The 21,494-nt window shown below is 65.6% G+C and carries 22 protein-coding genes; 10 read left to right on the top strand and 12 right to left on the bottom strand.

The window, feature by feature from the left end; all coding sequences use genetic code 11:
• On the top strand, positions 1-444 hold the full coding sequence (locus tag AWB79_RS14880) for a hypothetical protein (RefSeq protein ID WP_061168183.1): 444 nt from the start codon (positions 1-3) through the stop codon (positions 442-444).
• Positions 445-462: 18 nt separating this feature from the next.
• On the opposite strand, the gene AWB79_RS14875 is transcribed toward AWB79_RS14880, so the two are convergent.
• Together AWB79_RS14875 and AWB79_RS14870 are read right to left on the bottom strand one after the other, a co-directional pair.
• Positions 463-1,935: an HDOD domain-containing protein gene (locus AWB79_RS14875; RefSeq protein ID WP_061168182.1), complete on the bottom strand. Its 1,473-nt coding sequence runs from the start codon at positions 1,933-1,935 to the stop codon at positions 463-465.
• Positions 1,936-2,080: 145 nt separating this feature from the next.
• Positions 2,081-3,985, bottom strand: coding sequence for a putative bifunctional diguanylate cyclase/phosphodiesterase (locus tag AWB79_RS14870; protein ID WP_061168181.1), 1,905 nt, complete (start codon positions 3,983-3,985; stop codon positions 2,081-2,083).
• 488 nt (positions 3,986-4,473) lie between these two features.
• Here AWB79_RS14870 and AWB79_RS14865 point away from each other — a divergent pair, with 488 nt between their 5' ends.
• From AWB79_RS14865 to AWB79_RS14855, 3 genes are read left to right on the top strand one after another with little or no spacing between them, the layout of a single operon-like run.
• Positions 4,474-5,775: an EAL and HDOD domain-containing protein gene (locus AWB79_RS14865; protein ID WP_061168180.1), complete on the top strand. Its 1,302-nt coding sequence runs from the start codon at positions 4,474-4,476 to the stop codon at positions 5,773-5,775.
• Between the two features lie 35 nt (positions 5,776-5,810).
• Complete coding sequence (locus tag AWB79_RS14860; protein WP_061168179.1) at positions 5,811-6,374, top strand: peroxiredoxin; 564 nt, start codon at positions 5,811-5,813, stop codon at positions 6,372-6,374.
• Positions 6,375-6,413: 39 nt separating this feature from the next.
• Entirely contained in the window at positions 6,414-6,896 is a 483-nt protein-coding gene (locus AWB79_RS14855; protein ID WP_061168178.1) for a hypothetical protein, read from the top strand.
• A gap of 15 nt (positions 6,897-6,911) precedes the next feature.
• Here the strand turns inward: AWB79_RS14855 and cydB are convergent, their stop codons facing one another.
• Both cydB and AWB79_RS14845 read right to left on the bottom strand, forming a co-directional pair.
• The gene (gene cydB / locus AWB79_RS14850) at positions 6,912-7,919 is read right to left on the bottom strand and encodes a cytochrome d ubiquinol oxidase subunit II (protein WP_061168177.1); all 1,008 of its coding nucleotides are present in this window, start codon (positions 7,917-7,919) and stop codon (positions 6,912-6,914) included.
• Between the two features lie 21 nt (positions 7,920-7,940).
• Positions 7,941-9,398, bottom strand: a complete 1,458-nt coding sequence (locus AWB79_RS14845; protein ID WP_061168176.1) for a cytochrome ubiquinol oxidase subunit I — start codon at positions 9,396-9,398, stop codon at positions 7,941-7,943.
• A 262-nt stretch (positions 9,399-9,660) separates the two neighbouring features.
• On the opposite strand from AWB79_RS14845, the gene sugE reads away from it, so the two are divergent.
• From sugE to AWB79_RS14815, 6 genes are all read left to right on the top strand, one after another.
• On the top strand, positions 9,661-9,981 hold the full coding sequence (sugE, locus tag AWB79_RS14840; RefSeq protein WP_061168175.1) for a quaternary ammonium compound efflux SMR transporter SugE: 321 nt from the start codon (positions 9,661-9,663) through the stop codon (positions 9,979-9,981).
• Between the two features lie 274 nt (positions 9,982-10,255).
• Positions 10,256-10,882: a DUF4126 domain-containing protein gene (locus AWB79_RS14835; RefSeq protein ID WP_061168174.1), complete on the top strand. Its 627-nt coding sequence runs from the start codon at positions 10,256-10,258 to the stop codon at positions 10,880-10,882.
• Positions 10,883-10,980: 98 nt separating this feature from the next.
• Positions 10,981-13,470, top strand: a complete 2,490-nt coding sequence (locus AWB79_RS14830; protein ID WP_374728543.1) for an ABC transporter permease — start codon at positions 10,981-10,983, stop codon at positions 13,468-13,470.
• A gap of 17 nt (positions 13,471-13,487) precedes the next feature.
• Complete coding sequence (locus AWB79_RS14825) at positions 13,488-13,901, top strand: group II truncated hemoglobin (RefSeq protein WP_061168172.1); 414 nt, start codon at positions 13,488-13,490, stop codon at positions 13,899-13,901.
• A gap of 89 nt (positions 13,902-13,990) precedes the next feature.
• Positions 13,991-14,722 (top strand): alanyl-tRNA editing protein, encoded by a 732-nt coding sequence (locus AWB79_RS14820; RefSeq protein WP_061168279.1) that lies wholly within the window; start codon positions 13,991-13,993, stop codon positions 14,720-14,722.
• Positions 14,719-15,312: a DUF924 family protein gene (locus AWB79_RS14815; protein WP_061168171.1), complete on the top strand. Its 594-nt coding sequence runs from the start codon at positions 14,719-14,721 to the stop codon at positions 15,310-15,312. Before AWB79_RS14820 ends, AWB79_RS14815 begins: the two co-directional genes overlap by 4 nt.
• A 1-nt stretch (position 15,313) precedes the next feature.
• On the opposite strand, the gene AWB79_RS14810 is transcribed toward AWB79_RS14815, so the two are convergent.
• From AWB79_RS14810 to AWB79_RS14775, 8 genes are all read right to left on the bottom strand, one after another.
• Entirely contained in the window at positions 15,314-16,060 is a 747-nt protein-coding gene (locus AWB79_RS14810) for an SDR family oxidoreductase (protein ID WP_061168170.1), read from the bottom strand.
• A gap of 11 nt (positions 16,061-16,071) precedes the next feature.
• A complete protein-coding gene (locus AWB79_RS14805) occupies positions 16,072-16,656 on the bottom strand; it encodes an LOG family protein (protein ID WP_061168169.1) in 585 nt (194 codons plus the stop codon).
• A complete protein-coding gene (locus AWB79_RS14800; protein ID WP_061168168.1) occupies positions 16,657-17,376 on the bottom strand; it encodes a TetR/AcrR family transcriptional regulator in 720 nt (239 codons plus the stop codon).
• Between the two features lie 144 nt (positions 17,377-17,520).
• Complete coding sequence (locus AWB79_RS14795) at positions 17,521-18,078, bottom strand: diacylglycerol kinase (RefSeq protein ID WP_061168167.1); 558 nt, start codon at positions 18,076-18,078, stop codon at positions 17,521-17,523.
• A complete protein-coding gene (locus AWB79_RS14790; protein ID WP_061168166.1) occupies positions 18,075-19,109 on the bottom strand; it encodes a glycosyltransferase family 4 protein in 1,035 nt (344 codons plus the stop codon). Before AWB79_RS14790 ends, AWB79_RS14795 begins: the two co-directional genes overlap by 4 nt.
• 29 nt (positions 19,110-19,138) lie before the next feature.
• The gene (locus tag AWB79_RS14785; RefSeq protein WP_232470910.1) at positions 19,139-20,143 is read right to left on the bottom strand and encodes a UDP-2,3-diacylglucosamine diphosphatase; all 1,005 of its coding nucleotides are present in this window, start codon (positions 20,141-20,143) and stop codon (positions 19,139-19,141) included.
• Between the two features lie 67 nt (positions 20,144-20,210).
• Positions 20,211-20,696: an RDD family protein gene (locus AWB79_RS14780; RefSeq protein ID WP_061168278.1), complete on the bottom strand. Its 486-nt coding sequence runs from the start codon at positions 20,694-20,696 to the stop codon at positions 20,211-20,213.
• 32 nt (positions 20,697-20,728) lie between these two features.
• Positions 20,729-21,469 carry a DUF3106 domain-containing protein gene (locus AWB79_RS14775; RefSeq protein ID WP_061168164.1) on the bottom strand — a complete coding sequence of 247 codons (741 nt, stop codon included), beginning with the start codon at positions 21,467-21,469 and terminating at the stop codon, positions 20,729-20,731.
• Between the last annotated feature and the right edge of the window lie 25 nt (positions 21,470-21,494).

Raw genomic sequence — 21,494 nt, 5'->3', positions numbered from 1 at the left:
ATGTGGTCTACATCCTGTCCGATCTCGTCTTCCGTCTCCAATAGCGACTATCTGCGCGAGCACGCGCGGCGCCTGCTTCGTCACGCCCGCGACGACGACATGAGCGCGTCGATGCCCGTGCTGCGCCGTTTGCTCGCCGCTCAGGTCACGCGCACGGACCGTCTCTCCGACCTGCACGCGATCCGCGCCGAACTGCAACTGAAGCATCTTCTCGCGATGCTCGCCGCCGAACTCGGCTATGTGAACTGGGACGCGTGCAAGGGCGAAATCGATGCGCAGCCGGGCGCCGCGATCGACCACTACCGGCTCGACGCCGGCGCGTTCAACGATTTCGAAATGAACTGGTTCGCGAGCGAGGCCGAAGCGCTCCACTGGCAGCGCGGGAACGGCGGTTATATCGTCCGGTACGGCGAGCAGGCCGTGGCGATTCTGAAGCGCGAGTAAAGCGATGGCCGGAGCCGCTCAGATCAGCTCGACTTCCTTCCAGTTCGAGCCGAGGAAGAAGCGGCTCAGCTCCTTGGTGAGACCGTTCAGCGAGCTCATTTCCGGTGCGGAGATCTTGCGCACGTGCTGCGGCAAGGTCCAGTCGCCGTAGATCAGCGCGACGGTCGAATCGTTCGATTTCACCGGCAACAGCACGAAGGCCTGCGCTTCGCCGAGCGTCTCCTTGTACCAGCGCGGCAGGCGCGCATCGATGCGCGCGTCGTGCGCGTTCTCGATGAAGATGCCGACCGGATTGGTGATCGCGAGATGGAACACATCCGGGCGGAATTCGCCGGAAAAGCGCAAGTGCGGCAGCATCGGCTCGACGCCGGCGCCGAGACCCAGGCGCGCGTGGAATTCGTTGTTGGCCTGGCGCACGAACACGACGGTGCGCGACAAGTGCAGGCTCGCGAATATCGATTCCGACGCCAGCGAGAGCGCCGGCGCCAGCGCGTTTTTCGTCGGCAGCGCGCGCAAGTCTTCCACGCTCGCGCCGATGCGCACCTCCGCCGAAACCTTCGCGCGCGCCATGGCGTCGGCGTTGGCCTGCAGTTCCGATATCTCGCGGATCACGCCGTCGCTCGCTTCCTCGTTGGCGAGCGCGAGGCTGATGGAGGTGAGCGTGTCGGCGTCGGTACTGAGCGCGCCACTGTAGCGGCTCGAAATGTCGAACACCACCGACTCGCGGTTTTCCGGGGCCGCGTTCTGCGCGATCAGCGCGTCGGCGACTTCGGTCGAATAGTTGGAGATGGCGCGCAGCCAGCGTACGTGCTTCGGCACGGTTTCATCGACGGGGGCGTTCGGATCGGTCGCGCGCATGCCTTCGCGGATCGTCTCGGGCAGGCGCCAGCGATCCGCCGCTTCCAGCCCGATTTCGTCGAAGGTCACGCCGAGCAACGCCGCGCACGCGGCGCTGTCCGGAATGTTTTCCGACGCGGCCTTGCGTCGCAACTGATCCCACTCGTGTTCGAGATAGAACGCGACCAGCAGCTTGCCGATCTGCCGCATCAGCGTGCAGACCACGGCCTCCTCGGCGGAGCGCAGATCCTTGTGTTCGGTGAGTTGCCGCGCGACCGCGCCCGAGAGCAGGGTGCGGTTCAGTTCGAGCTTCGCGTCGATACGGCGCGGCGCGCTCTGATGAAAGTGATCGACCAGCTTCAGGCCGACAACCAGATGGCCGACCGCGTCCATGCCGAGGACCATCAGCGCGCGCGTGACCGTGGTGATGTTGCCGCCGAACGCGATGTACATGGCCGAATTGGCGAGGCGCAGCACCTTCTGCGTGAGACCGACGTCCGACAGCACGACATGCACGAGAGCCGTGAAGTCGAGGTCGTTGTCGCTCATCGCGGACACGGTCGAGCGCAACGCCTGGGAGAGCATGGGGAAATCCCCGCGCTCGCTCATGCGCGTCCACAACTTGTCCAGTAGTTCGGCCTTGGTGCGTGCCATTGCTAAAAATAAGAACCCTGCGTTACGCGACGGCTATCCCGAGGCGGTCCAGCAAATCCAATCCATGCACCCAACAACGAAATGTACACGTTATTAGGGAGTTACGGCGCATTGTTCTGACAGAACACGAGCATCCGCGCGCCTTTCATGCCTCGTGCAGCACGAGCGAATTCGATTGAAACGATTTCGCCAGTTCGTCCGACGGCAGCGCGTGGCTCACGAGCCAGCCTTGAATGTGATCGCAACCGAGCTCCGCGAGCAAGTCGCGTTGCGCCTCCGTTTCGACCCCTTCAGCGACCAGCTCCAGCCCGAGCGACTGCGCGAGTCCGACCACCGCGCTCACGATCGCGCGATTGTTTCGGGACGTAATAAGGTTCTCGACAAAGCTGCGGTCGATCTTGAGCTTCGAAAGCGGAAAACGCTGCAAATAAGCGAGGCTCGAGTAACCCGTGCCGAAATCGTCGACGGCGAAGCGAATGCCGACGGCCCGGAGCGCTTCCAGAAGCCGCGTCGCTTCCTCCGGATCGTGCATCAGCAGGCTTTCGGTGATTTCGAACACGAGCCGTTGCGCGTCGATGCCGGTCAGCGCGAGCGCTTCCTTCACCGCCGCGACGAAACGCTTGTCGCGGAACTGCTGCGGCGACACGTTCACGGACACGTAATCGAGCCGGATGCCGATGGCGTCCCACTGCATGATCTGCATGCAGGCCGCCTTCAGCACCCAGTTGCCCAGATAGTTGATGAGACCGATCGACTCCGCGAGCGGAATGAACGTCGATGGCGGCACGAGCCCGTGCACCGGATGATTCCAGCGCATGAGCGCCTCCACGCCGACCACCGCGCCCGTGCGGATCTTCGTGATCGGCTGGAAGAACAGCGAAAACTCGCCGTTGCGCACGGCTTCGTACAGGTCCGCTTCGAGTTTGAGGCGCTCGGCGTCGGCGGGGTTGTCGTCGACCGTATGGAACACCAGCGCGTTGCCGCCCGACTCCTTCGCCTGCGCGAGCGCCTGATCGGCCATGCGCAGGAGGCTCGTCTGGACGCCGCTCTTCGCATGCTTGCCCGCCTGATCCGGATACAGCGCGACGCCCACGCTGGCCGACAAATGCGTGTGCTGCCCGCGATGCCGGTACGGCTGGGCGATCGCGGTGAGAAGCCGCCGCCCGAGACTCTCGGCGAGTTCGGCCGTGGTGCCGGCGGGAAGCAGCACGGCGAATTCGTCGCCGGCCACGCGCGCGACGCGCTCACCGCTGCCGGCCGTATGCTGGATGCGGCGCGCGGTTTCGCGCAGCAGCTCGTCGCCGGCGTCGTAGCCGAGCGCGCGGTTGATGCGCTGATAATCGTCGATGTCGAGCAGCACGAGACCCGCGTGCGTGCGCGTGAGCTCCGCTTCGGCTTGTGCGGCGGCGATCGCATCCTTGAGTGCGACGATGTTGTCGAGCCCGGTCAGCGCGTCGTGATTGAGCGCGTGCGTGAGCGCGGCCTCGCGCTCGCGCCAGTGCGAGACGTCGAAGGCGGCGAGCGCGAAGCCGGGCGTGCCGCGCGCGGCCGTCGACACGAGCCGCAACTCCACGCAGACCGGATAGGTCAGCGATTTCACGACGGTCAGCGTCGCCGATTCGAGCTTGCCGCTCGCGCGCGCCCGGGCCACCAGCGCGTGCAGTTCGTCGGCCTCATCCGACGCGACCAGATCATGCAGCGTCAGCATGCTCAGATAGTCGCGGTGATAGCCGATAAACGCGATGCTCGCATCCGGCACATACTGGAAGCGCAGTGCGTCGTCGAGCTGCGCGAGGAAATCGACCGCGCCCAGCGTGGCCTCGGACAGGGGCGGCGCTTCGGCGGCGCGCACGGGCGGTGCGCCCGCGGGTTCGACGCCGCCGAGCAGGGCGAGTGTCACGGCCGCCGCCGGCGTGCCGCTTGCTTCACCGGCCGATTCGAGCACGGTTTCTTGCCGCTCGCGCGCGGCGCTGCCCCATGCGCGGCGGAGCGCATCGAGCGCGATGCGCCAGGGCGCGCGGCGGGAGACGGTGATCCGGTTCGCTTGCATGGTCTCGTAGGGTTCTGACGGCGGCGCCGGTGTGGAGCGATCCACGGCGGCGCACGGAACGCCGCCTTAGGCGGCTTCCGGCCGGGACGTGCCGCAACGGGCGCGGCACGCTCTATCAGGCGAGTTATCGGCGTTACCGGAGATTTCTTTAACCTGTCAGACAGGCGCAGCAATCCGGCTCGGGATCGAATCAGGGGTCAAGTCCGTCCAGGAATTGTCGATATGAAGTTTCATATTATCTCGTGTGATGAATTCGGTTACAGTGGCGCGTTTTCGGTGGGAACGGTTCCCCCGCCAGTGCCGACCGGCGCGCGAACGCCATCGCGCCGTGGACCATCAGAGTTCGTTCGACCCGTTCGCCTCATGATCGAAACCCCTATGTTGCCGGCCTGCGCCAGAGTCGCGGCCCTCGAGCCGGCCTTCGCGAGCCGCTCCGAAACGCCGGTGGCGGCAGTCGCGCCGTGGCGCGCATCCGAGCGGTCCCCGTCATGCCCGATTCGGCCTTGAAGCGGGCAGCGTTTGCGCGCGGACGCGGACACAGCGTCTATGTCGGCCGTCAGCCGATCCTGGACCGCGACGGCGCGCTGACCGCCTACGAGCTGCTGTTCCGCGACAGCCCGGACAACCGCGCCCGCGTTCACGACGACGTGCAGGCGACCGCGCACGTCGTCGCGCGCACGGTGGGCGAGCTTGGCGTGCCGGCGGTGCTCGGGCCGCACCCGGGCTACGTGAACATGAGCCGCGAGCTTCTGTTCGACGATATCGTCCATATCATGGAGCCCGAGCGCTTCGTGCTGGAGCTGCTGGAGAACATCACCTTCGACGAGGCGCTGTTCAAGCGCTGCGCGCAGTTGCGCGACGCGGGCTTTCGCCTGGCGCTCGACGATGTCGCGCGCCTCGACGATCCGCTGCTCGCGGCGCTGCCTTCGGTCGATATCGTCAAGGTGGACTTCCTGGCGGCGGATCACGCGCAACTGCCGGAGCTCGCCGCGGCGGTGAAGCGTCGCGGCAAGCTGCTGGTGGCCGAGAAAGTCGAGACGCGCGACGATTTCGCGAAGGCGAAGCGCCTCGGTTTCGACCTCTTCCAGGGCTATTTCTTCGCGCGGCCGCAGGTGTTGTCGGCGCGGCGCGCGAGCCCGGCTCGCGGCTCGCTGTTGCGCCTGATGGCCGTGCTCTCCGGCGAGCACGGCATGCGTGAGCTCGAGGCGGAACTCAAGCGCAATCCGGACATCGTCGTGCAACTGATGCGTCTCGCCAATTCGAGCGCGCAGACGCGCGGTCGGCGCGTATCGTCGCTGCGCGAGGCGATCGCCGCGACCGGCACGCGTCAGTTGATGCGCTGGACGCAGCTTCTTCTGTACGCGGACGGCCGCGGCCTGCCGTGGCGCTCGGACCCGCTGCTGCAGCTCGTCGGCACGCGCGCGCGCTTCATGGAGCTCGCCGCCGACCTGCTAAGGCCCGGCGACGAAGCGTTCTCCGACGCCGCGTTCATGACCGGCATCTTCTCGCTCGTGCACGTGGTACTCGACATGCAGCTCGCGGAAATTCTCGATAAGCTCGAGCTGACGGCGGAAATCCGCGCGGCGATTCTCGAAGGCGCCGGGCCGCTGGGGGCGCTGCTCGGCATTGCGCGGGCGGCGGAGCGGGGCGATGCGCCCGCCATCGACGCAAGCCGCGGCGCGCTGCCGGCGCTCGACGTGCTCACGCCGTTGATGCTGGCGAAGCTGCAGTTCGACGCGGCGGCATGGTTCGCCGAACATCGCATGGAACCGAGTCTGGACGACGCGTGAACCCTGCGCGAACGTCGTTATCGAAAGGAGTGCGCATGAAGAGCAAAATTCTTGGCTTGACTGCGGGCGCCGCGCTGGCGGTCGCGGCGGCGGTGTATTCGCTCAGCGCGGGCGCGACGCTCAAGCCGGGCGATCCCGCGCCGGAGTTCACCGCGCAGGCGTCGCTGGGCGGCAACGTGTATGACTATTCGCTCGCCGATGCGCTGAAGAAGGGTCCCGTCGTCCTGTATTTCTATCCGGCGGCGTTCACCAAAGGATGCACGATCGAGGCGCACGAATTCGCCGAAGCGGTCGATCAGTACAAGGCGCAGGGCGCGACGGTCATCGGCGTGTCGCATGACAACATCGATACGTTGAAGAAGTTCTCGGTGAGCGAGTGCCGCAGCAAATTCCCGGTCGCGGCGGACGAAGACTCGAAGATCATCCGCTCCTACGACGCCTCCATGCCGATGAAGAGCACGATGGCCAATCGCGTTTCCTACGTGATCGCACCCGACGGCAAGATCATCTACGAGTACACGAGCCTGTCGCCGGATCAGCACGTCGCCAACACGCTGCAGGCGCTGCGCGACTGGAACGCGAAACACAAGACGCAGTGATACGCTTGGCGTTCTTTTCTTAAGCGCGCGGGAGGCGCCATGCCCATAGTCGTCGGACTGATCGCCTTAGGATTGCTGATTTACGGCGCGATCTGGTCGTTCAATGCGATACACGCGCAGTTCGGCTTGAGCGTGGCGGTCGCCGTGGCGGTCGTCGTGCTGGCGCTCATCGCCGCGGGGGTCATGCGCTGGCTCGCGAGCCGCCGTGAAATCGCGCCCAATCTGCGCAAGGGCGAACACGGCGACTGGACTCACGAACTGAAAACCGACTGGGGCGGCCTGCGGATCGCGGCGGGCAAGCGCCTGTGCGATGTGCGCATGGGCGAGGAGCGCGGCAGCTACATCTTCGCGGACCTGCGCGGCGCGCGCATGCAGGAGCAGAAGGGCGCGAACGGCGCGTGGCAGGTCGTGCTCGACGTGCAGGACGCGAAACACGGCGAATGGCGGCTACCCATGCGCGATCGGGCCGACGCGCACAAGTGGGCACGCATTCTGTCGCTTGCCACGCAGCAGAAGCTCTGACGTTCCCGTCGCGCGTCATTCCGCGTGATAGCCCATGTCGCCGCGCACCTTGCCGCGAAAAACCCAGTACGACCAGATCACGTAGATCATCAGCACGGGCAGCAGGAACATCGTGCCGATCAGCAGAAACTGATGCGACAGCGGCGCGGCCGAAGCGTCCCACAGCGTCACCGAAGGCGGCGCGATGAACGGCCACAGGCTGATCACGAGACCGGTGAACGCGAGGAAGAAGAGGCCGATCGAGCACAGGAACGGCAGAACCTCGCGGCCTTTCGCGAGGCTCGACCACAGCGTCCACGCGAGCAGCACGGTGAGCACCGGCACCGGAGCGAACGCGAAACTCTCCGGAAAGCCGAACCAGCGCGCGGCGATGCGCGCGTCCTTGAGCGGCGTCCACAGGCTGATCAGCAGGATGAACGCGATCACGCCCAGGAGCGCATAACGCGCCATGCGGCGGCCCCATTCCTGCAGCTCGCCTTCGGTCTTCATGACGAGCCAGGTCGTGCCTTGCAGCGCGTAACCGAAGATCAGCCCGACGCCGGTCAGCAACGGAAACGGCGCGACCCAGTTCCAGCTCGTGCCAGCATAGACGCGGCCTTCGATCGGAAAGCCCTGAATGAACATGCCGAGCACGATGCCCTGCGAAAACGTCGCAACCAGTGAGCCGCAGCCGAAGGCGGCGTCCCAAAGCCACTTGCGCGCGCCGATCACCTCACGGAACTCGAACGCGACGCCGCGAAAGATCAGTCCGAGCAGCATGAAGAGAATCGGGAAATAGACTGCCGGCACGATGATCGCGAAGGCGAGCGGAAACACCGCGAACAGGCCACCGCCGCCGAGGATCAGCCACGTTTCATTGAAGTCCCAGACCGGCGCGACGGAGTTGATCATCAGGTTGCGCGACTCGCCGTCGCGGCGCAGCAGGAACATCATGCCGACGCCCAGATCGAAGCCGTCGAGCAGCACGTACATGAACACGGCCAGCGCGAGAATGGCGGCCCACAGCGGCACGAGATCGAGCATCGCGTTCTCCGGTTTCGTTCTTTACCTGCGGCCGCGTCCGGGCGGCACGATATCGTCCTCGCTCACCGCCCGCGCCGCGCCGTTCGCGCCCGCCGATACCGCTGAGAGCGGACGCGCCGCGCGCGTCTTCGCATCGAGTTCGTCCTTTTCGTGCGCGTGCGCGACCTGCGCCGGCCCGACGCGCACCAGCCGCCGCAGCAGGGTGTAGCCGGCGCCGAAGATGATGAGATAGGCGAGCACGTACAGCAGCCACGACAGGCCGACATCGGCGGTGGTGAGCGAGGGCGTCACCGAATCCTTCGTGCGCAGAATGCCGTACACGGTCCACGGCTGACGGCCCGCCTCGGTGGTCGTCCAGCCGGCGATCACGGCGATGAAGCCGAGCGGCATCCCCCAGTTCGCGAAGCGCAGCCAGAGCGCGCTGGTTTCCACCTTGCCGCGCGCGAAGACCACGATGCCCCACAACACGAGCGCGAACATCAGGAGCGCCACGCCGACCATGATGTGAAAGGCGAAGAACACGACGGCGACGGGCGGCCGGTCCTCGCGCGGAAAGTCCTTGAGCCCTCGGACAAAACCGTTCGGATCGTGCGTGAGATAGAGGCTGCCGAGCACCGGAATCGAGATTTCGAAGTGATTGCGCTCTTCCTCCTGATCCGGAATGGAGAAGAGATTCGCCGGGATGCGCGTGCCCGATTCCCACAGGCCTTCCATCGCGGCGAGCTTGGCGGGCTGATGCTTGAGCGTGTTGAGGCCGTGCGAGTCGCCGATCACCATCTGGATCGGCACCATGATGATCAGGAAGATCAGCGACATCTTCACCATCACGCGGCTTTCCTCCAGCGCGCGCCGCTGCCGCAGATACATCGCGCCGACGCCCAGAATCACGAAGCCGGCGGTGACGAGGAACGCGCTTACCGTATGTCCGAGCCGGTACGGAAACGACGGCGTGAAGATCACATCGAAGAAGCTCGTCACTTCGAAGCGGCCGTCGGGCAACTGGCGAAAGCCCTGCGGCGTCTGCATCCAGCTATTGACCGCGAGAATCCAGAACGACGAGATCACGGTGCCAGCCGCGACGAACATCGCCGACATAACGTGCGCCCATTGCGGCACGAGCTTGCGCCCGAAGAGGAGCACGCCGAGAAACGCCGATTCGAGGAAGAACGCGGTCAGCACTTCGTAGCCCATCAACGGGCCGACGACATTGGCGGTCGCGTCCGAAAAGCGGCTCCAGTTGGTGCCGAACTGAAACGGCATGACGATCCCCGACACGACGCCCATGCCGAACGACACCGCGAAAATCTTCAGCCAGAAGGCGGACAGGCGACGGTAGACGTCGCGTTTGGTGACCCACCAGTTGAATTCGAGCGTCGCGATGTAGCACGACAGGCCGACCGTGAACGCTGGCAGCAGAATATGGAAAGCGACGACCCACGCGAACTGGAAGCGGGAGAGCAGGACCGAATCGACATCCATGAACGCTCCTATGTTCAGGCTGACAGCGGATATGTCGAAGGGATGCGCCTCGCGCGGGCGCTAGTTGTAACTTTTCGCAGCTTTCCGCATTAATACACGGTTTTGAGAACGGCGGCCACGCGCCGCGCGGCAGAGCGTCGCATCCGCCGGGCCTTCGATGCACCAATTTGATACAATCGCGGACTTGGTCTTATGGCCGTGCGGACGACCGCATGCGCATCGTTTCATCGGGGACGGCCCCATCTTTCAAGGGGGGCGCCTCATGTCCTGGATTCTTCTCTTCATTGCCGGTCTGCTCGAAATTGCGTGGGCCGCGGGTCTCAAATCGTCCGAAGGCTTCACGCGACTCGGGCCGTCCGTTTTCACGATCGTCACCGCGCTCGGCAGCTTCGTGCTGCTCGCCATGGCCATGAAGCAACTGCCGCTCGGCACGGCCTATGCCGTCTGGACGGGCATCGGCGCGGTCGGCGCGTTCGTGTTCGGCATCGTCTACATGGGCGAGGCGGTGACGGCGGCGCGTATTCTGAGCGCGGTGCTGATCGTCGCCGGGATCATTGGGCTGAAGCTCTCGTCGGGTCACTGAACGCGCATCCGTTGCGCGGGCGCCACCGTCGCGTGCGTTGCAGAACCGGGAACGGCAATCGCTGAAACCGTTGCTGCACCGCGAGGTTTCGCGTGGATATAATGGCCTGAGGCCATCCGGTTTTCAGTCGATTCCTATGTTCTGCGACTTTCCGATGTATCTTCGTGGATGTAGGCGGCTTCTTTCGATATCTGCCGGAAAGACCGTTTTTTCAGCTGGCAAATTCTTCCGATAGCGGCGAACGCCGGCGCTGGGCAGCAACAAGGAGGCGGCAATGGTTGAGTCACTTTCGCTCGCGGCGGGCCTTTCATGGGCGAGCGGGCTGCGCCTGTACCTTACCGTGTTCATCGCCGGCATGTTCCAGCGCATGGGTCTCGTCCACCTCCCGGATTCTCTCGCCATACTCGGCTCGCCATGGGTGATCGGCGTCGCGGCGGTGCTCGCCGTCGTCGAATTTCTGGCCGACAAGATTCCCGCCGTCGATTCCCTGTGGGACGCCGTGCATACCTTCATTCGCATTCCGGCGGGCGCGGTGCTCGCGGCCGGCGCGCTCGGCCACGCCGATCCGGCGCTGCTGACCATCGCTGCGCTCGCGGGCGGCACGCTCGCCGGCGCGTCGCATTTCGCCAAGGCGGGCACGCGCGCGCTCATCAATCTGTCGCCTGAGCCGGTGTCGAACTGGGCGGCGTCGGCGACCGAGGATGTCGGCGCGCTGGCGGGCATCACGCTCGCGCTGTTCGTGCCGCTGCTGTTCCTCGTGATGCTGCTCGCGTTTCTGGTGCTCGCGGGCTGGGCGCTGCCGCGGCTCGCGCGCGGCGTGCACGGCGGCGTGTCGCGCATGGCCAAGCACATGTTGCCGGCGTCCGATCGCATGAACCGGCTGCGGAGCAAGCACGATTGAGCACGGCATTCAGGAACGACCAGGCTGCACACAAGGCAGGGCATTCGCATCCGACCATCCGGCTCAACTTCACGCAGACGGTGCGCCAGGCCTGGCGCATGACCGCGCGCGACTGGCGCGCGGGCGAACTCACGATGCTGCTGCTCGCGCTGGTGCTGGCGGTGGCGGCGCTCTCGAGCGTCGGCTTTCTCGCCGATCGCATGCGTCAGGGGCTCGCGCGCGACGGCCGCCAGATGATCGCCGCCGACTTCGTCGTACGCGCCGATCACCCCGTCGATCCGATATTTTCGACCGAAGCGCAGTCGCTCGGGCTCGAAACCGCCGGCACGACGATTTTCCCCAGCATGATCAGCTCGACGTCCGCGCAGCCGGTTTCAAGGCTCGCGGCGATCAAGGGCGTGACGCCCGGTTACCCGCTGCGTGGCGCGCTGCGCATCGCGCCCGCGGATAACGCCGCCGACGCCTCCGTGCACGGCATTCCCGCGCCCGGCACCGTCTGGGTCGATCCCGCTTTGCTCGATGCGCTGAAGACGCGGGTCGGCGGCACGGTCAAGGTCGGCACGCGCACGTTCACGGTCGCGGGCGTGATCACGCGCGAGCTGGACCGTGGCTTCTCGTTCGTCAATTTCTCGCCGCGCCTGATGATGCGCGCCGACGAGATCGCGGGCACGGGGCTCGTCGGCTATGGCAGCCGCGTGACGTATCGGCTGCTGGTCGCGGGTCCGGATGCGCAGGTCGAGAAATTCGCCACCTTCGCGCGCGCGAAGATCGATGGCGACAAGCTGCGCGGCGTCGCGCTGGAATCGCTGTCGGACGGGCAGCCGCAAGTGCGGCAGACGATCGACCGCGCGAGTCACTTCCTCACGCTCGTGTCGCTTCTGACGGCGCTGCTTGCGGCGGTCGCCATCGCGATGGCGGCGCACCGTTTCGCGCGACGGCATCTCGACGGCTGCGCCGCGATGCGTTGTCTCGGCGTCAGCCAGCGCACGCTGCGCGCGCTGTTCCTGAACGAATTCGTCGCGCTCGGCGTGATCGGCAGCGCGGCGGGCGTCGTGCTCGGCTTCGGCGGCCATCTCGTGCTGCTGAACTGGCTCGGTTCGCTGGTCGATGTCGAACTGCCGCAGCCGAGCGTCTGGCCGGCGCTGCAGGGCATTGCGATGGGTCTGGTGCTGCTGCTCGGCTTCGCGCTGCCGCCGCTTTTGCCGATCACGCGTGTGCCGCCGGTGCACGTGATCCGCCGCGAGCTCGGCGACGCGGCGCGTGTGGCGCACGCGGCTTACGGCGTCGGCGTGCTGCTGTTCGCGGCGCTCCTGATTCTCGCGGCGGGCGAATTGAAGCTCGGCGGCATCGTCGCGGGCGGCTTCGCGGCGGGGCTGCTCGTGTTCGGCGTGATCGCGCGCGCGGCGCTGTGGGCGGCGGCGCGTTTCGTCAGGCGTGAACGAAGCCGTGCGGGCGTCGGCTGGCGTTACGCGCTGGCGTCGCTGGAGCGGCGCAGCGGGACGAGCGCGCTGCAGATCACGGCGCTCGGTATCGGCCTGATGTGCCTGTTGCTGATCGGCATGACGCGCAACGATCTCATCAAGGGCTGGCGCGATGCGACGCCGCCTGACGCACCGAATCAGTTTCTCATCGATATCCAGCCGGATCAGCGCGCCGGCGTGCTCGACTATCTGCATACGCACGGCCAGCCCGACGCCGCGCTTTCGCCGATGGTGCGCGCGCGCCTCGTGTCGATCAACGGCCGTCCGGTGAATCCCGACAACTACGACAAGGCCGATGCGAAGCGCCTCGTCGATCGCGAATTCAACCTGTCCTATACAACCGAACTGCCCGGCGACAATCGCGTGACGGAAGGCAAATGGTTCGGCACGAATGGCAAGCCGCAGGTGTCGATCGAACAGGGCATCGCGAAGACGATCCGCGTGAAGATGGGCGACGTGCTGCGTTTCGACGTGGCCGGCATGCCGGTCGAGGCGCCGGTGACGAGCGTGCGCAAGGTCGACTGGAATTCTTTCAAGGTCAACTTCTTCGTGCTGATGCCGCCCGATGCGCTCGCCGATCTGCCCGCGACCTTCATCACGAGCTTCCACCTGCCAACCGACCAGCAGCGCGTGATCGACGGCATGGTCGCGCGCTATCCGAACGTGACGGCCATCGATATCGCGCCGATTCTCGCGCAGATTCACCGCACGCTCGCGCAGGTGATCGGCGCGGTGCAGTTCCTGTTCCTCTTCACGCTGGCGGCGGGCGTGCTGGTGCTGTACGCGGCGCTCGCCGGCACGCGCGACGAACGCGTGCGCGAGGCGGCGCTGCTGCGCGCGCTCGGCGCATCGCACAAGCAGGTGCGCTCGGTGCAGGTGGCCGAGTTCGTGGCCGTGGGCGCGCTGTCCGGGCTGATGGCGGCGGTGGGCGCGCAGGTCATCGGCTATGTGCTGGCGGCGCGCGTGTTCGAATTCCATATCGATTTCAATCCGTGGCTGGTGCCGACGGGCATCGTCGCGGGCATCGCGTGCGCGGGGCTCGGCGGCTGGCTGAGCCTGCGCCGCGTGCTGGCGCGCCCGGCGCTGCAATCCCTGCGCGACGCGTAGTTTTCCGAATCAGAGCAATGACCGACGTAAATCCCGACGACGAAATCCAGAAGCCGACCGCCTTCGAGCTGGTCGGCGGCGAAGAGCGCGTGCGCGCGCTCGTCGACCGTTTCTACGATTTGATGGACCTGGAGCCCGAATTCGCGGGCATCCGCGCGCTGCATCCGCCGACGCTCGACAATTCGCGCGACAAGACTTTCTGGTTCCTGTGCGGCTGGATGGGCGGGCCGGATCACTACATCGAGCGCTTCGGGCACCCGCGGCTGCGGGCGCGGCATCTGCCGTTCGCGATCGCATCCGACGAACGCGATCAGTGGCTGCGCTGCATGGCATGGGCGATGGAGGACGTCGGCATCGACGAAGCCTTGCGCCAGCGCCTGCTCACGTCGTTCTTCGATACGGCCGACTGGATGCGCAACCGTCCCGGTTGAAACGCGCCGTTTTGTATCGGTTCGTCGGCCGCTCGCGTGCGGCATCATGTGCGTTCGACTTCGGAAATACCAGCAAGGAAACCCGCACCATGAGCACACGCGCACTCTTTCGCGAGGACGCCTATCTGACGCATTGCGAGGCGAGCGTCACGGCTGTCGACGAGCAGGGCATTCATCTCGACCAGACCGTGTTCTATCCGCTCGGCGGCGGCCAGGCGGGCGACGCGGGCACATTGACGCTCGCGGACGGCACGCGAATCGTGATCGCCGATACCCGCAAGGCGAAGTTCGAAGGCGCGACACCCGATGACGCCGTGCACGTGCCCGCGCCCGCTCAGGATGACGCGCTGTCGAAGCTGAAAGTGGGCGACAAGGTGCGCGCGGAAATCGACTGGGAGCAGCGTCACCGACGCATGCGGCTGCATACGGCGAGTCATCTGATTTGCGCGGTGCTGCCGTATCCGGTCGATGGCTGCAGCATCACGACCGAGTACGCGCGCCTGGATCTCGCGACCGTCGAGCCGATCGAGCGCGAAGCGGTGGAAGCGAAGCTGAACGCGCTGATCGGCGGCGCGCACGCGGTGTACACCGAATGGATCACCGACGACGAAATGGCCGCGCGCCCCGAGCTCGTGCGCACCATGAGCGTAAAACCTCCGATGGGCCTCGGCCGCGTGCGTCTGTTGCGCATCGAAAGCGTCGATCTGCAGCCGTGCGGCGGCACGCACGTGCGCAATACCGGGGAAATCGGCGCGTTGCGCATCGCGAAGCTGGAGAAGAAGAGCGCGCGCACGCGGCGGCTGGTGCTGGAGCTGGCTTGACCCCCGCCGGCATTGCTCCGGACGCGCAGGCCATTCTCGACCTCTGGTTCGGCGCGCCCGGTTCGCCACAGTTCGGCGCGGACCGCAAGCTGTGGTGGCACAAGAAGCGAACCTTCGACGCGATGCTGACGGAACGTTTCGGGGCGTTGCTCGAAGAAGCGCAGGCGGGCGGTTTGCCGGATTGGGCGGACACGCCGCCCGGCACGCTCGCGCTGATCGTGCTGCTGGATCAGTTCTCGCGCAATTGCTACCGGAACACGCCACGTGCGTTCGCGGGCGATGCACGGGCGCTCGCGTTAGCGCGCCAGATGATCGAAAGCGGCGACGATCTGCGGCTGCCGAGCCCATACCATCGTGCGTTCGCCTATATGCCGTTCGAGCACGACGAAACGCCGGAAAGCCAGCGCGAGGCGCTGCGTCTGTTTGGAAAGCTAAGCGAAGAAACGGGCGTGGCGAGCTTTCATGAATCGGCGATAAAGCATGCGGAAGTCATCGAGCGTTTTGGACGATTTCCGCATCGCAACCGGATTCTCGGGCGCAAAATGCTGCCCGACGAAGAAGCCTGGCTCGCTGAGCACGGCGGCTTCTGACCTACCTTCCGCCCGCCACATCCAGAATCGCGCCCGTCACATACGACGACGCATCCGAGAGCAGCCACACGATCGACTCGCCGACTTCATCCGCCGTGCCCGGCCGGCCGATCGGCGTCTGCACGCCGAGCACCTGTGCGCGATCCGGCTTGCCGCCGCTCGCGTGGATATCGGTTTCGATGAGACCCGGGCGGATCGCGTTCACGCGCACGCCTTCGCGGCCGAGTTCCTTCGCGAGCCCGATGGTCAGCGTGTCGATCGCGCCTTTGGAACCGGCATAGTCGACGTACTCGTTCGGCCCGCCCAGCCGCGCCGCCGCCGACGACACATTCACGAGCGAGCCGCCTTTGCCGCCACGCGAAGCCGACAGGCGCCGCGCCGCCTCGCGCGCGCACAGATACGCGCCGAGCACGTTGATGTCGAAGATGCGCTTCATGCGCGCGATGTCCATGTCCGCGAGCGCCGAACCCGGCGCCACGATGCCCGCGTTGTTCACGACGCCATCGAGCTTGCCGAAGGCTTTCTCGGTGGCGTCGAACATCGCGACGATCGCGGCTTCGTCGCTCACGTCGCCGTGAATGGCGAGGGCTTTGCCGCCCGCCGCAACGACCGCCGCGACGGTTTCATCGGCCGCCGCCGCGTTCGACGCATAGTTCACGCCGACCGACCAGCCGCGCCGGCCCGCCAGGATGGCCGCCGAGCGGCCGATGCCACGGCTTGCGCCGGTAATCAGGATGACTTTGGACATGCACGGATTCCTCAAACGGCGTTGCGTTTTTCGGTCCACTTGTCGTGGGCGGGCGGCGTGTAGGCGTTGAGCTTGTCGATCATCTGCTGCGGCTCGGCGGCAACCTGGATCATGTCCAGATACTGCGCGCGCATGAAGCCTTCGTCGACCGTGTGACGCAGCATCGACATGAGCGGATCGAAATAGCCGTTCACGTCGAGCAGGCCGACGGGCTTCTGGTGATAGCCGAGCTGCGCCCAGGTGTAGACCTCGAAAAACTCCTCGAAGGTACCGACGCCGCCGGGCATCGCGACGAACGCGTCGGAAAGGTCGGCCATCATCTTCTTGCGCTCGTGCATGTCGGGCACGACGTGCAGCTCGGTCAGGTCGGTGTGGCCGACTTCCTTGGCGAGCAGCAACTCGGGGATCACGCCGATCGCGCGTCCGCCGGCGGCGAGCACTTCATCGGCGATCAGGCCCATCAGCCCGACGCGGCCGCCGCCATAAACGAGCGAGAGATTGTTCTGAACCAGCGCGCGGCCGAATGCCCTGGCCGCTTCCGCATAGACGGGACGGGCTCCGTTCGAGGAGCCGCAATAGACACATACTGCTTTCATTCAAGAATCCTTCGGTGTATCGGCTTTATCGTCGCGCGGCGGCAGGAAGTCCGCGAACTCGCGCTTCGGCAGCTTGCCCGAGACGAGATCGTCGAAAAGCTGGCGCGAGCGTCCGCGCAAATACGGCGCCATGATCGAGATGATGTGCAGGCTCGCCTGATGCAGCTCCGTGCGGATCGCGTCCTGATCGTTGTACTTGCGCGGATTCATCACGTACTGATACGACAGCCAGTAGGTGGCGAGCAGACCCATGTTGGTCGCGATCACGCCGATCTCGTCGGGTGTCGCGACCATCTCGCCGTCCGCGACCAGCGCCTCGCACAACTGCCGCGCGAAGTGCTGCTTGTGCGTGATGATCTGCTTGAAGTGCGTCTCCAGCGTGCGGTTGCGCGCCAGCAGGTCGTTCAGGTCGCGATAGAGGAAGCGGTAAGTCCAGAGGAAGTCCGCCATGTACTGCAGATACGACCACATCTCGTCGATGGTCGGACGATGATCGTCCGGAAACCGCAGGCGCTTCTGAATCTGCTGCTCGAACTGCGCGAAGATGCTGTTGATGATGTCGTCTTTGTTGCGGAAATGGTAGTACAGGTTCCCTGGACTGATTTCCATCTCTTCGGCGATCGTCGTCGTAGTGACGTTCGGCTCGCCGATATCGTTGAACAACTTCAGCGACAGCTCGAGGATCCGTTCGCGCGTGCGGCGGGGTGGTTTGGCTTCCATGTCGTCCGACCTTGGGATCGGGCCGCACAGGCTCGGACTGAGCGTTCGCGCGGCCGCTTCCGTTGCTATTTTTGAGAATGTCGGACGATTATAAACCGGTCGTTCGGCAGCACGGACGCGAGCCTTTCACGTTCGCGTTCTCATTTATAAGATACGCGCGAGCCACGCGGATGCAAGCGGGGATGCGAGCGGCCAGAGAATCAGGCACCAGGTGATCACGCAGACGCCGAGCGCGACCATCACTGCGGCGCTGCCGAAATCCTTCGCGCGCTTCGAGAGTTCGTGGCGTTCCAGCGAGATGCGGTCGATGGCCGCCTCCACGCTCGAATTGAGCAACTCGACGATCAGCACCAGCAGCACGGACGTGATGAGCGCGGCGCGCTCCACCGGCGCGACAGGCACGAGCAGGCTGCACGGAAGCAGGATCGCGGCGAGCGTGAGTTCCTGGCGGAACGCGCTTTCCTCGCGGATCGCGACGCGAAAACCGTATAGCGAATTCTTCATCGCGTGCCAGGCGCGCGTGAAGCCGCGATTGCCCTTGTAGGGATTGAAAGGCAGGTCGTCAGGGCCGAGCGGCTCGGGCGTCTGGGCGGGCAGTGCGTCGCTTTCGTCGAGGTCGTCGTCGAATGGATCGCGCGTCCTGGCCGGCGCCGCGCGCGCGTTGGCTTCGGCGGGTTCCCGCGCCGCGGCGCGACGCGTCATGCGGCCGCCCGGTCGACGCTCGCGCCGCCGCGCGGGCCGAACTTGCGCAGATGCGAGGCGAACTGCTCCGACGCCGCGCGCCACGAGAAGCGCTCGGCCCACGCGCGGGCATCGGCGCGTTCGATCTTCAATGCATCGAGGCAGGCTTCGCGCAGATCGTGATTGAGCGCGCCGGGGCCGTCGGTGCCGAGCACGTCGATCGGGCCCGTCACCGGATAGGCCGCGACCGGCGTGCCGCACGCCATCGCTTCGAGCAGCACGAGGCCGAACGTATCGGTCTTGCTCGGGAACACGAAGACATCCGCCGCGGCGTAGACCTTCGCCAGTTCTGGCTGAGACAGCACGCCGAGATAATTGACGGTGGTGTAGCGCGACTTCAGTTCGGCGAGCGCCGGTCCTTCGCCCGCGACCCACTTCGAGCCGGGCAAATCGAGCTTGAGGAACGCCTCGACGTTCTTCTCGACCGCGACGCGCCCGACATACAGAAAGATCGGCCGCGCGGTGTTGAGGACTTTCGAGTCCATGGGATGGAAGATGTCGAGATCGACGCCGCGCGTCCACAGCACGACGTTGGTGAAGCCGAATTTCTCGAGATCGCTTTTCACGACGGGCGTCGGCGCCATCACCGCCTGCGAACGCTTGTGGAACCAGTGCAGGAAGCGATACGTGAGCGACAGCGGAATGCCGAAACGCGCCTTTACATACTCCGGAAAACGCGTGTGATACGCGGTCGTGAACGGCAGCTTTTGACGCAGCGCATAGGCGCGCGCGGCGAGCCCGAGCGGCCCTTCGGTCGCGATGTGCAGCGCGTCCGGCTCGAAGGCGTCGATGCGCTGCTTCACACGCTGGCCCGGCATCAGCGAGAGGCGAATCTCGGGATAGGTCGGGCAGGGGATCGTCCTGAATTCGAGCGGCGTGAGCAGCTCGACCCGATGACCGAGCGCGGTGAGCTCCTTCGTGGTCTGCGTGAGCGTGCGCACGACGCCGTTGACCTGCGGCTCCCATGCATCGGTAACGATCATGATTTTCATCGGCTTCTGTCCCGTGGTTCGTTCGATGTTCAGACGGTCGCGCGCGATTTCGTCGCACGTGCTTCCGGCGAGCGCATGACGGTCCAGTACACGACCTTCAGCTCGCCCTCGTAGGTCTCGACGAGCGCCGAGAGACTCTCGACCCAGTCGCCGTCGTTGCAGTAGAGCGTGCCGTCGATCTCCCGAATCTCGGCCTTGTGGATGTGCCCGCACACGACGCCATCGCAACCGCGGCGGCGCGCTTCGTCGGTCATCACCTTTTCGAACTGCGAGATGAAGTTCACCGCGTTCTTCACCTGATGCTTCAGGTACTGCGACAGCGACCAGTAGTCGAAGCCGAGCTTCGTGCGCACGCGGTTGAACCAGCGGTTGAGCAGCAGGATCCCGGTATAGGCGGTGTCGCCGAGATAGGCGAGCCATTTGGCGTGCTGAATCACGCCATCGAAGAGATCGCCGTGCACGATCCACAGGCGCTTGCCCGCGAGCGTCGTGTGGAACGCTTCGCCGCGCACGTGGATGTCGCCGAACGCGAGATCGCAGAACTGGCGCGCGGCTTCGTCGTGATTGCCGGGGATGTAGACGACCTGCGTGCCCTTGCGCGCCTTGCGCAGGATTTTCTGCACGACGTCGTTGTGCGCCTGCGGCCAGAACCAGCCTTTGCGAAGCTGCCAGCCGTCGATGATGTCGCCGACCAGATACAGATACTCCGACTCGTGATGCCGCAGGAAGTCGAGCAGATAGGGCGCCTGGCAGCCGCCCGAACCGAGGTGAATGTCCGACAGCCAGATCGTCCGATAGCGATGCGGCGCGTCGGTGGAATCAGCGGGCTCGTCGTCGTGCGCGGATGCGGCGCGCCGCGCATCGGAGACGCCCGGCGCGCCCGTCGACGCGGAATGCGACTCGGTGGATTCGGAACGCGGCGCGAACGGGCCGGTGCGGATGTCGCCGTTGCCGAAGCTGAAGGGCGTGGACGGCTCGAAGGACGGGTCGACTACCGCCTGGACGGTCGAGTTGAAGGCCATTGGCTCGCGCATCGAGTTTCGGTATGCGCATTGCACCGTGCGGCCGTGACCGAGCCGTGACAGTCACAAGAAGTTCTTATTACTTGACGGCGGGCCGGGCCGCGACGATGCGCGTGCCCGCGAGACGATCATGCAGAAACTGGCGCGCCGGATCGAGCCAAACGGCCGCGGCCCACAGCGCGACCCACGCGGAGAACACGGCGAGCGTCTGCGGCACGGCGAGCGAGAAGAGCGGATGCAGCGCGAGCGGCGGCAGAAACCACAGCCAGGCGAGCACATGGCGGGCGAGGGCGCGAGCGGGCTTGAGAGGCTGGCCGTGCGCGTCGACGACCTTGAGGCGCCAGGTTTTCATCGGCAGGGTCTGGCCGCCGTGGGTCCAGAAGTACACGAAATAGGCCGCCAGCACGAGGCCGATCCACGACATCAGCCAGTTGTGATGCGTGAGGCCGTTGCGCTGCTGAGTGAGCGTGGAAAAGAGATATCCGGCGAGGAACACGACGCCGAAAAGGATGACGCCTTCGTAGAGCATCGTCGCGAGGCGTCGGCGCAGCGTGGGCGCGCGCATCGGATCGACGGAGGCTATCAGGGGCGGCGCGCTCACGAGCCGTTGTACATCGAAGGCGCCTGCTGTGGCGAGACGGGAATCGGCGTGGCCGGCACGATGCTCGCCGCGTTCGGGATCGCGGGTTGCGCCGGCGCGGGCGCCACGGCAGAACCGCCTTCCGCATGTCCGGACGCATGCCCCTGCTCACGCTGCGCGACGAGGCGGTTGATATCCTTCACTTCGGTCTTGCCCGTGGGCGGCGCGGAAACGACGGTCGGGCGGCGCGTGTGCTCGCTCGCGGCGAGCTTCTTCTTCTGCTCTTCGGAGAGCTTCTGATACGCGTCCCAGGCCTTCTCGCGCTTTTCCAGCGGCACCGATTTGGAAACCTGATAGTTCTCGCGCGCGACCTTGCGCTGATCGGGTGTCAGGCGCACCCATTCTTCCATGCGCTGATGCAGATGCTTCTGCGCTTCAGGCGACATGCGATGAAACCGCGACGCGATCTTGAGCCACTTCTGCTTGCGTTCGTCGGAGAACGAGTCCCACTGGGCGGCGAAGGGCGCGAGCGCGGTGTGCTGCGCCTCGCTCAGATGGCTCCAGGAAAGCGGGTTCTCCGATGACAGCGCGGCGGACGCACTGGAATCGGCGGTCGTGCCGGAGCCGCCGACTGGTGCGGTCGCGACGGGCGGCGCCGAGGCCGTCTTGGAGTAAAAGCGCGGATAAGTCGCGGCGAACGCGACGAGACCCGCAATCGCGCAACCAAAGACAATCGCGAGACCGCGCTTGTAACTCACCCGAAAATTCCCCCTCTGTATCCAG

The organism is Caballeronia hypogeia (assembly GCF_001544875.2).
GTDB classification, from domain to species: Bacteria; Pseudomonadota; Gammaproteobacteria; order Burkholderiales; family Burkholderiaceae; genus Caballeronia; species Caballeronia hypogeia.
The sequence above is the reverse complement of the archived record's forward strand: the minus strand, read 5'-3'. Positions and strand labels throughout refer to the sequence as shown.

Coding starts and splice junctions, on each gene's coding strand:
- AWB79_RS14785 (WP_232470910.1), bottom strand. CDS start 20,143: ATGCGCGAGCCAATGGCCTTCAACTCGACCGTCCAGGCGGTAGTCGAC.
- AWB79_RS14820 (WP_061168279.1), top strand. CDS start 13,991: ATGAGCACACGCGCACTCTTTCGCGAGGACGCCTATCTGACGCATTGC.
- AWB79_RS14805 (WP_061168169.1), bottom strand. CDS start 16,656: ATGAAAGCAGTATGTGTCTATTGCGGCTCCTCGAACGGAGCCCGTCCC.
- AWB79_RS14780 (WP_061168278.1), bottom strand. CDS start 20,696: ATGCGCGCGCCCACGCTGCGCCGACGCCTCGCGACGATGCTCTACGAA.
- AWB79_RS14880 (WP_061168183.1), top strand. CDS start 1: ATGTGGTCTACATCCTGTCCGATCTCGTCTTCCGTCTCCAATAGCGAC.
- AWB79_RS14855 (WP_061168178.1), top strand. CDS start 6,414: ATGCCCATAGTCGTCGGACTGATCGCCTTAGGATTGCTGATTTACGGC.
- AWB79_RS14865 (WP_061168180.1), top strand. CDS start 4,474: ATGCCCGATTCGGCCTTGAAGCGGGCAGCGTTTGCGCGCGGACGCGGA.
- AWB79_RS14845 (WP_061168176.1), bottom strand. CDS start 9,398: ATGGATGTCGATTCGGTCCTGCTCTCCCGCTTCCAGTTCGCGTGGGTC.
- AWB79_RS14875 (WP_061168182.1), bottom strand. CDS start 1,935: ATGGCACGCACCAAGGCCGAACTACTGGACAAGTTGTGGACGCGCATG.
- AWB79_RS14825 (WP_061168172.1), top strand. CDS start 13,488: ATGACCGACGTAAATCCCGACGACGAAATCCAGAAGCCGACCGCCTTC.
- AWB79_RS14810 (WP_061168170.1), bottom strand. CDS start 16,060: ATGTCCAAAGTCATCCTGATTACCGGCGCAAGCCGTGGCATCGGCCGC.
- AWB79_RS14835 (WP_061168174.1), top strand. CDS start 10,256: ATGGTTGAGTCACTTTCGCTCGCGGCGGGCCTTTCATGGGCGAGCGGG.
- AWB79_RS14800 (WP_061168168.1), bottom strand. CDS start 17,376: ATGGAAGCCAAACCACCCCGCCGCACGCGCGAACGGATCCTCGAGCTG.
- AWB79_RS14790 (WP_061168166.1), bottom strand. CDS start 19,109: ATGAAAATCATGATCGTTACCGATGCATGGGAGCCGCAGGTCAACGGC.
- sugE (WP_061168175.1), top strand. CDS start 9,661: ATGTCCTGGATTCTTCTCTTCATTGCCGGTCTGCTCGAAATTGCGTGG.
- AWB79_RS14870 (WP_061168181.1), bottom strand. CDS start 3,985: ATGCAAGCGAACCGGATCACCGTCTCCCGCCGCGCGCCCTGGCGCATC.
- AWB79_RS14860 (WP_061168179.1), top strand. CDS start 5,811: ATGAAGAGCAAAATTCTTGGCTTGACTGCGGGCGCCGCGCTGGCGGTC.
- AWB79_RS14830 (WP_374728543.1), top strand. CDS start 10,981: ATGACCGCGCGCGACTGGCGCGCGGGCGAACTCACGATGCTGCTGCTC.
- cydB (WP_061168177.1), bottom strand. CDS start 7,919: ATGCTCGATCTCGTGCCGCTGTGGGCCGCCATTCTCGCGCTGGCCGTG.
- AWB79_RS14795 (WP_061168167.1), bottom strand. CDS start 18,078: ATGACGCGTCGCGCCGCGGCGCGGGAACCCGCCGAAGCCAACGCGCGC.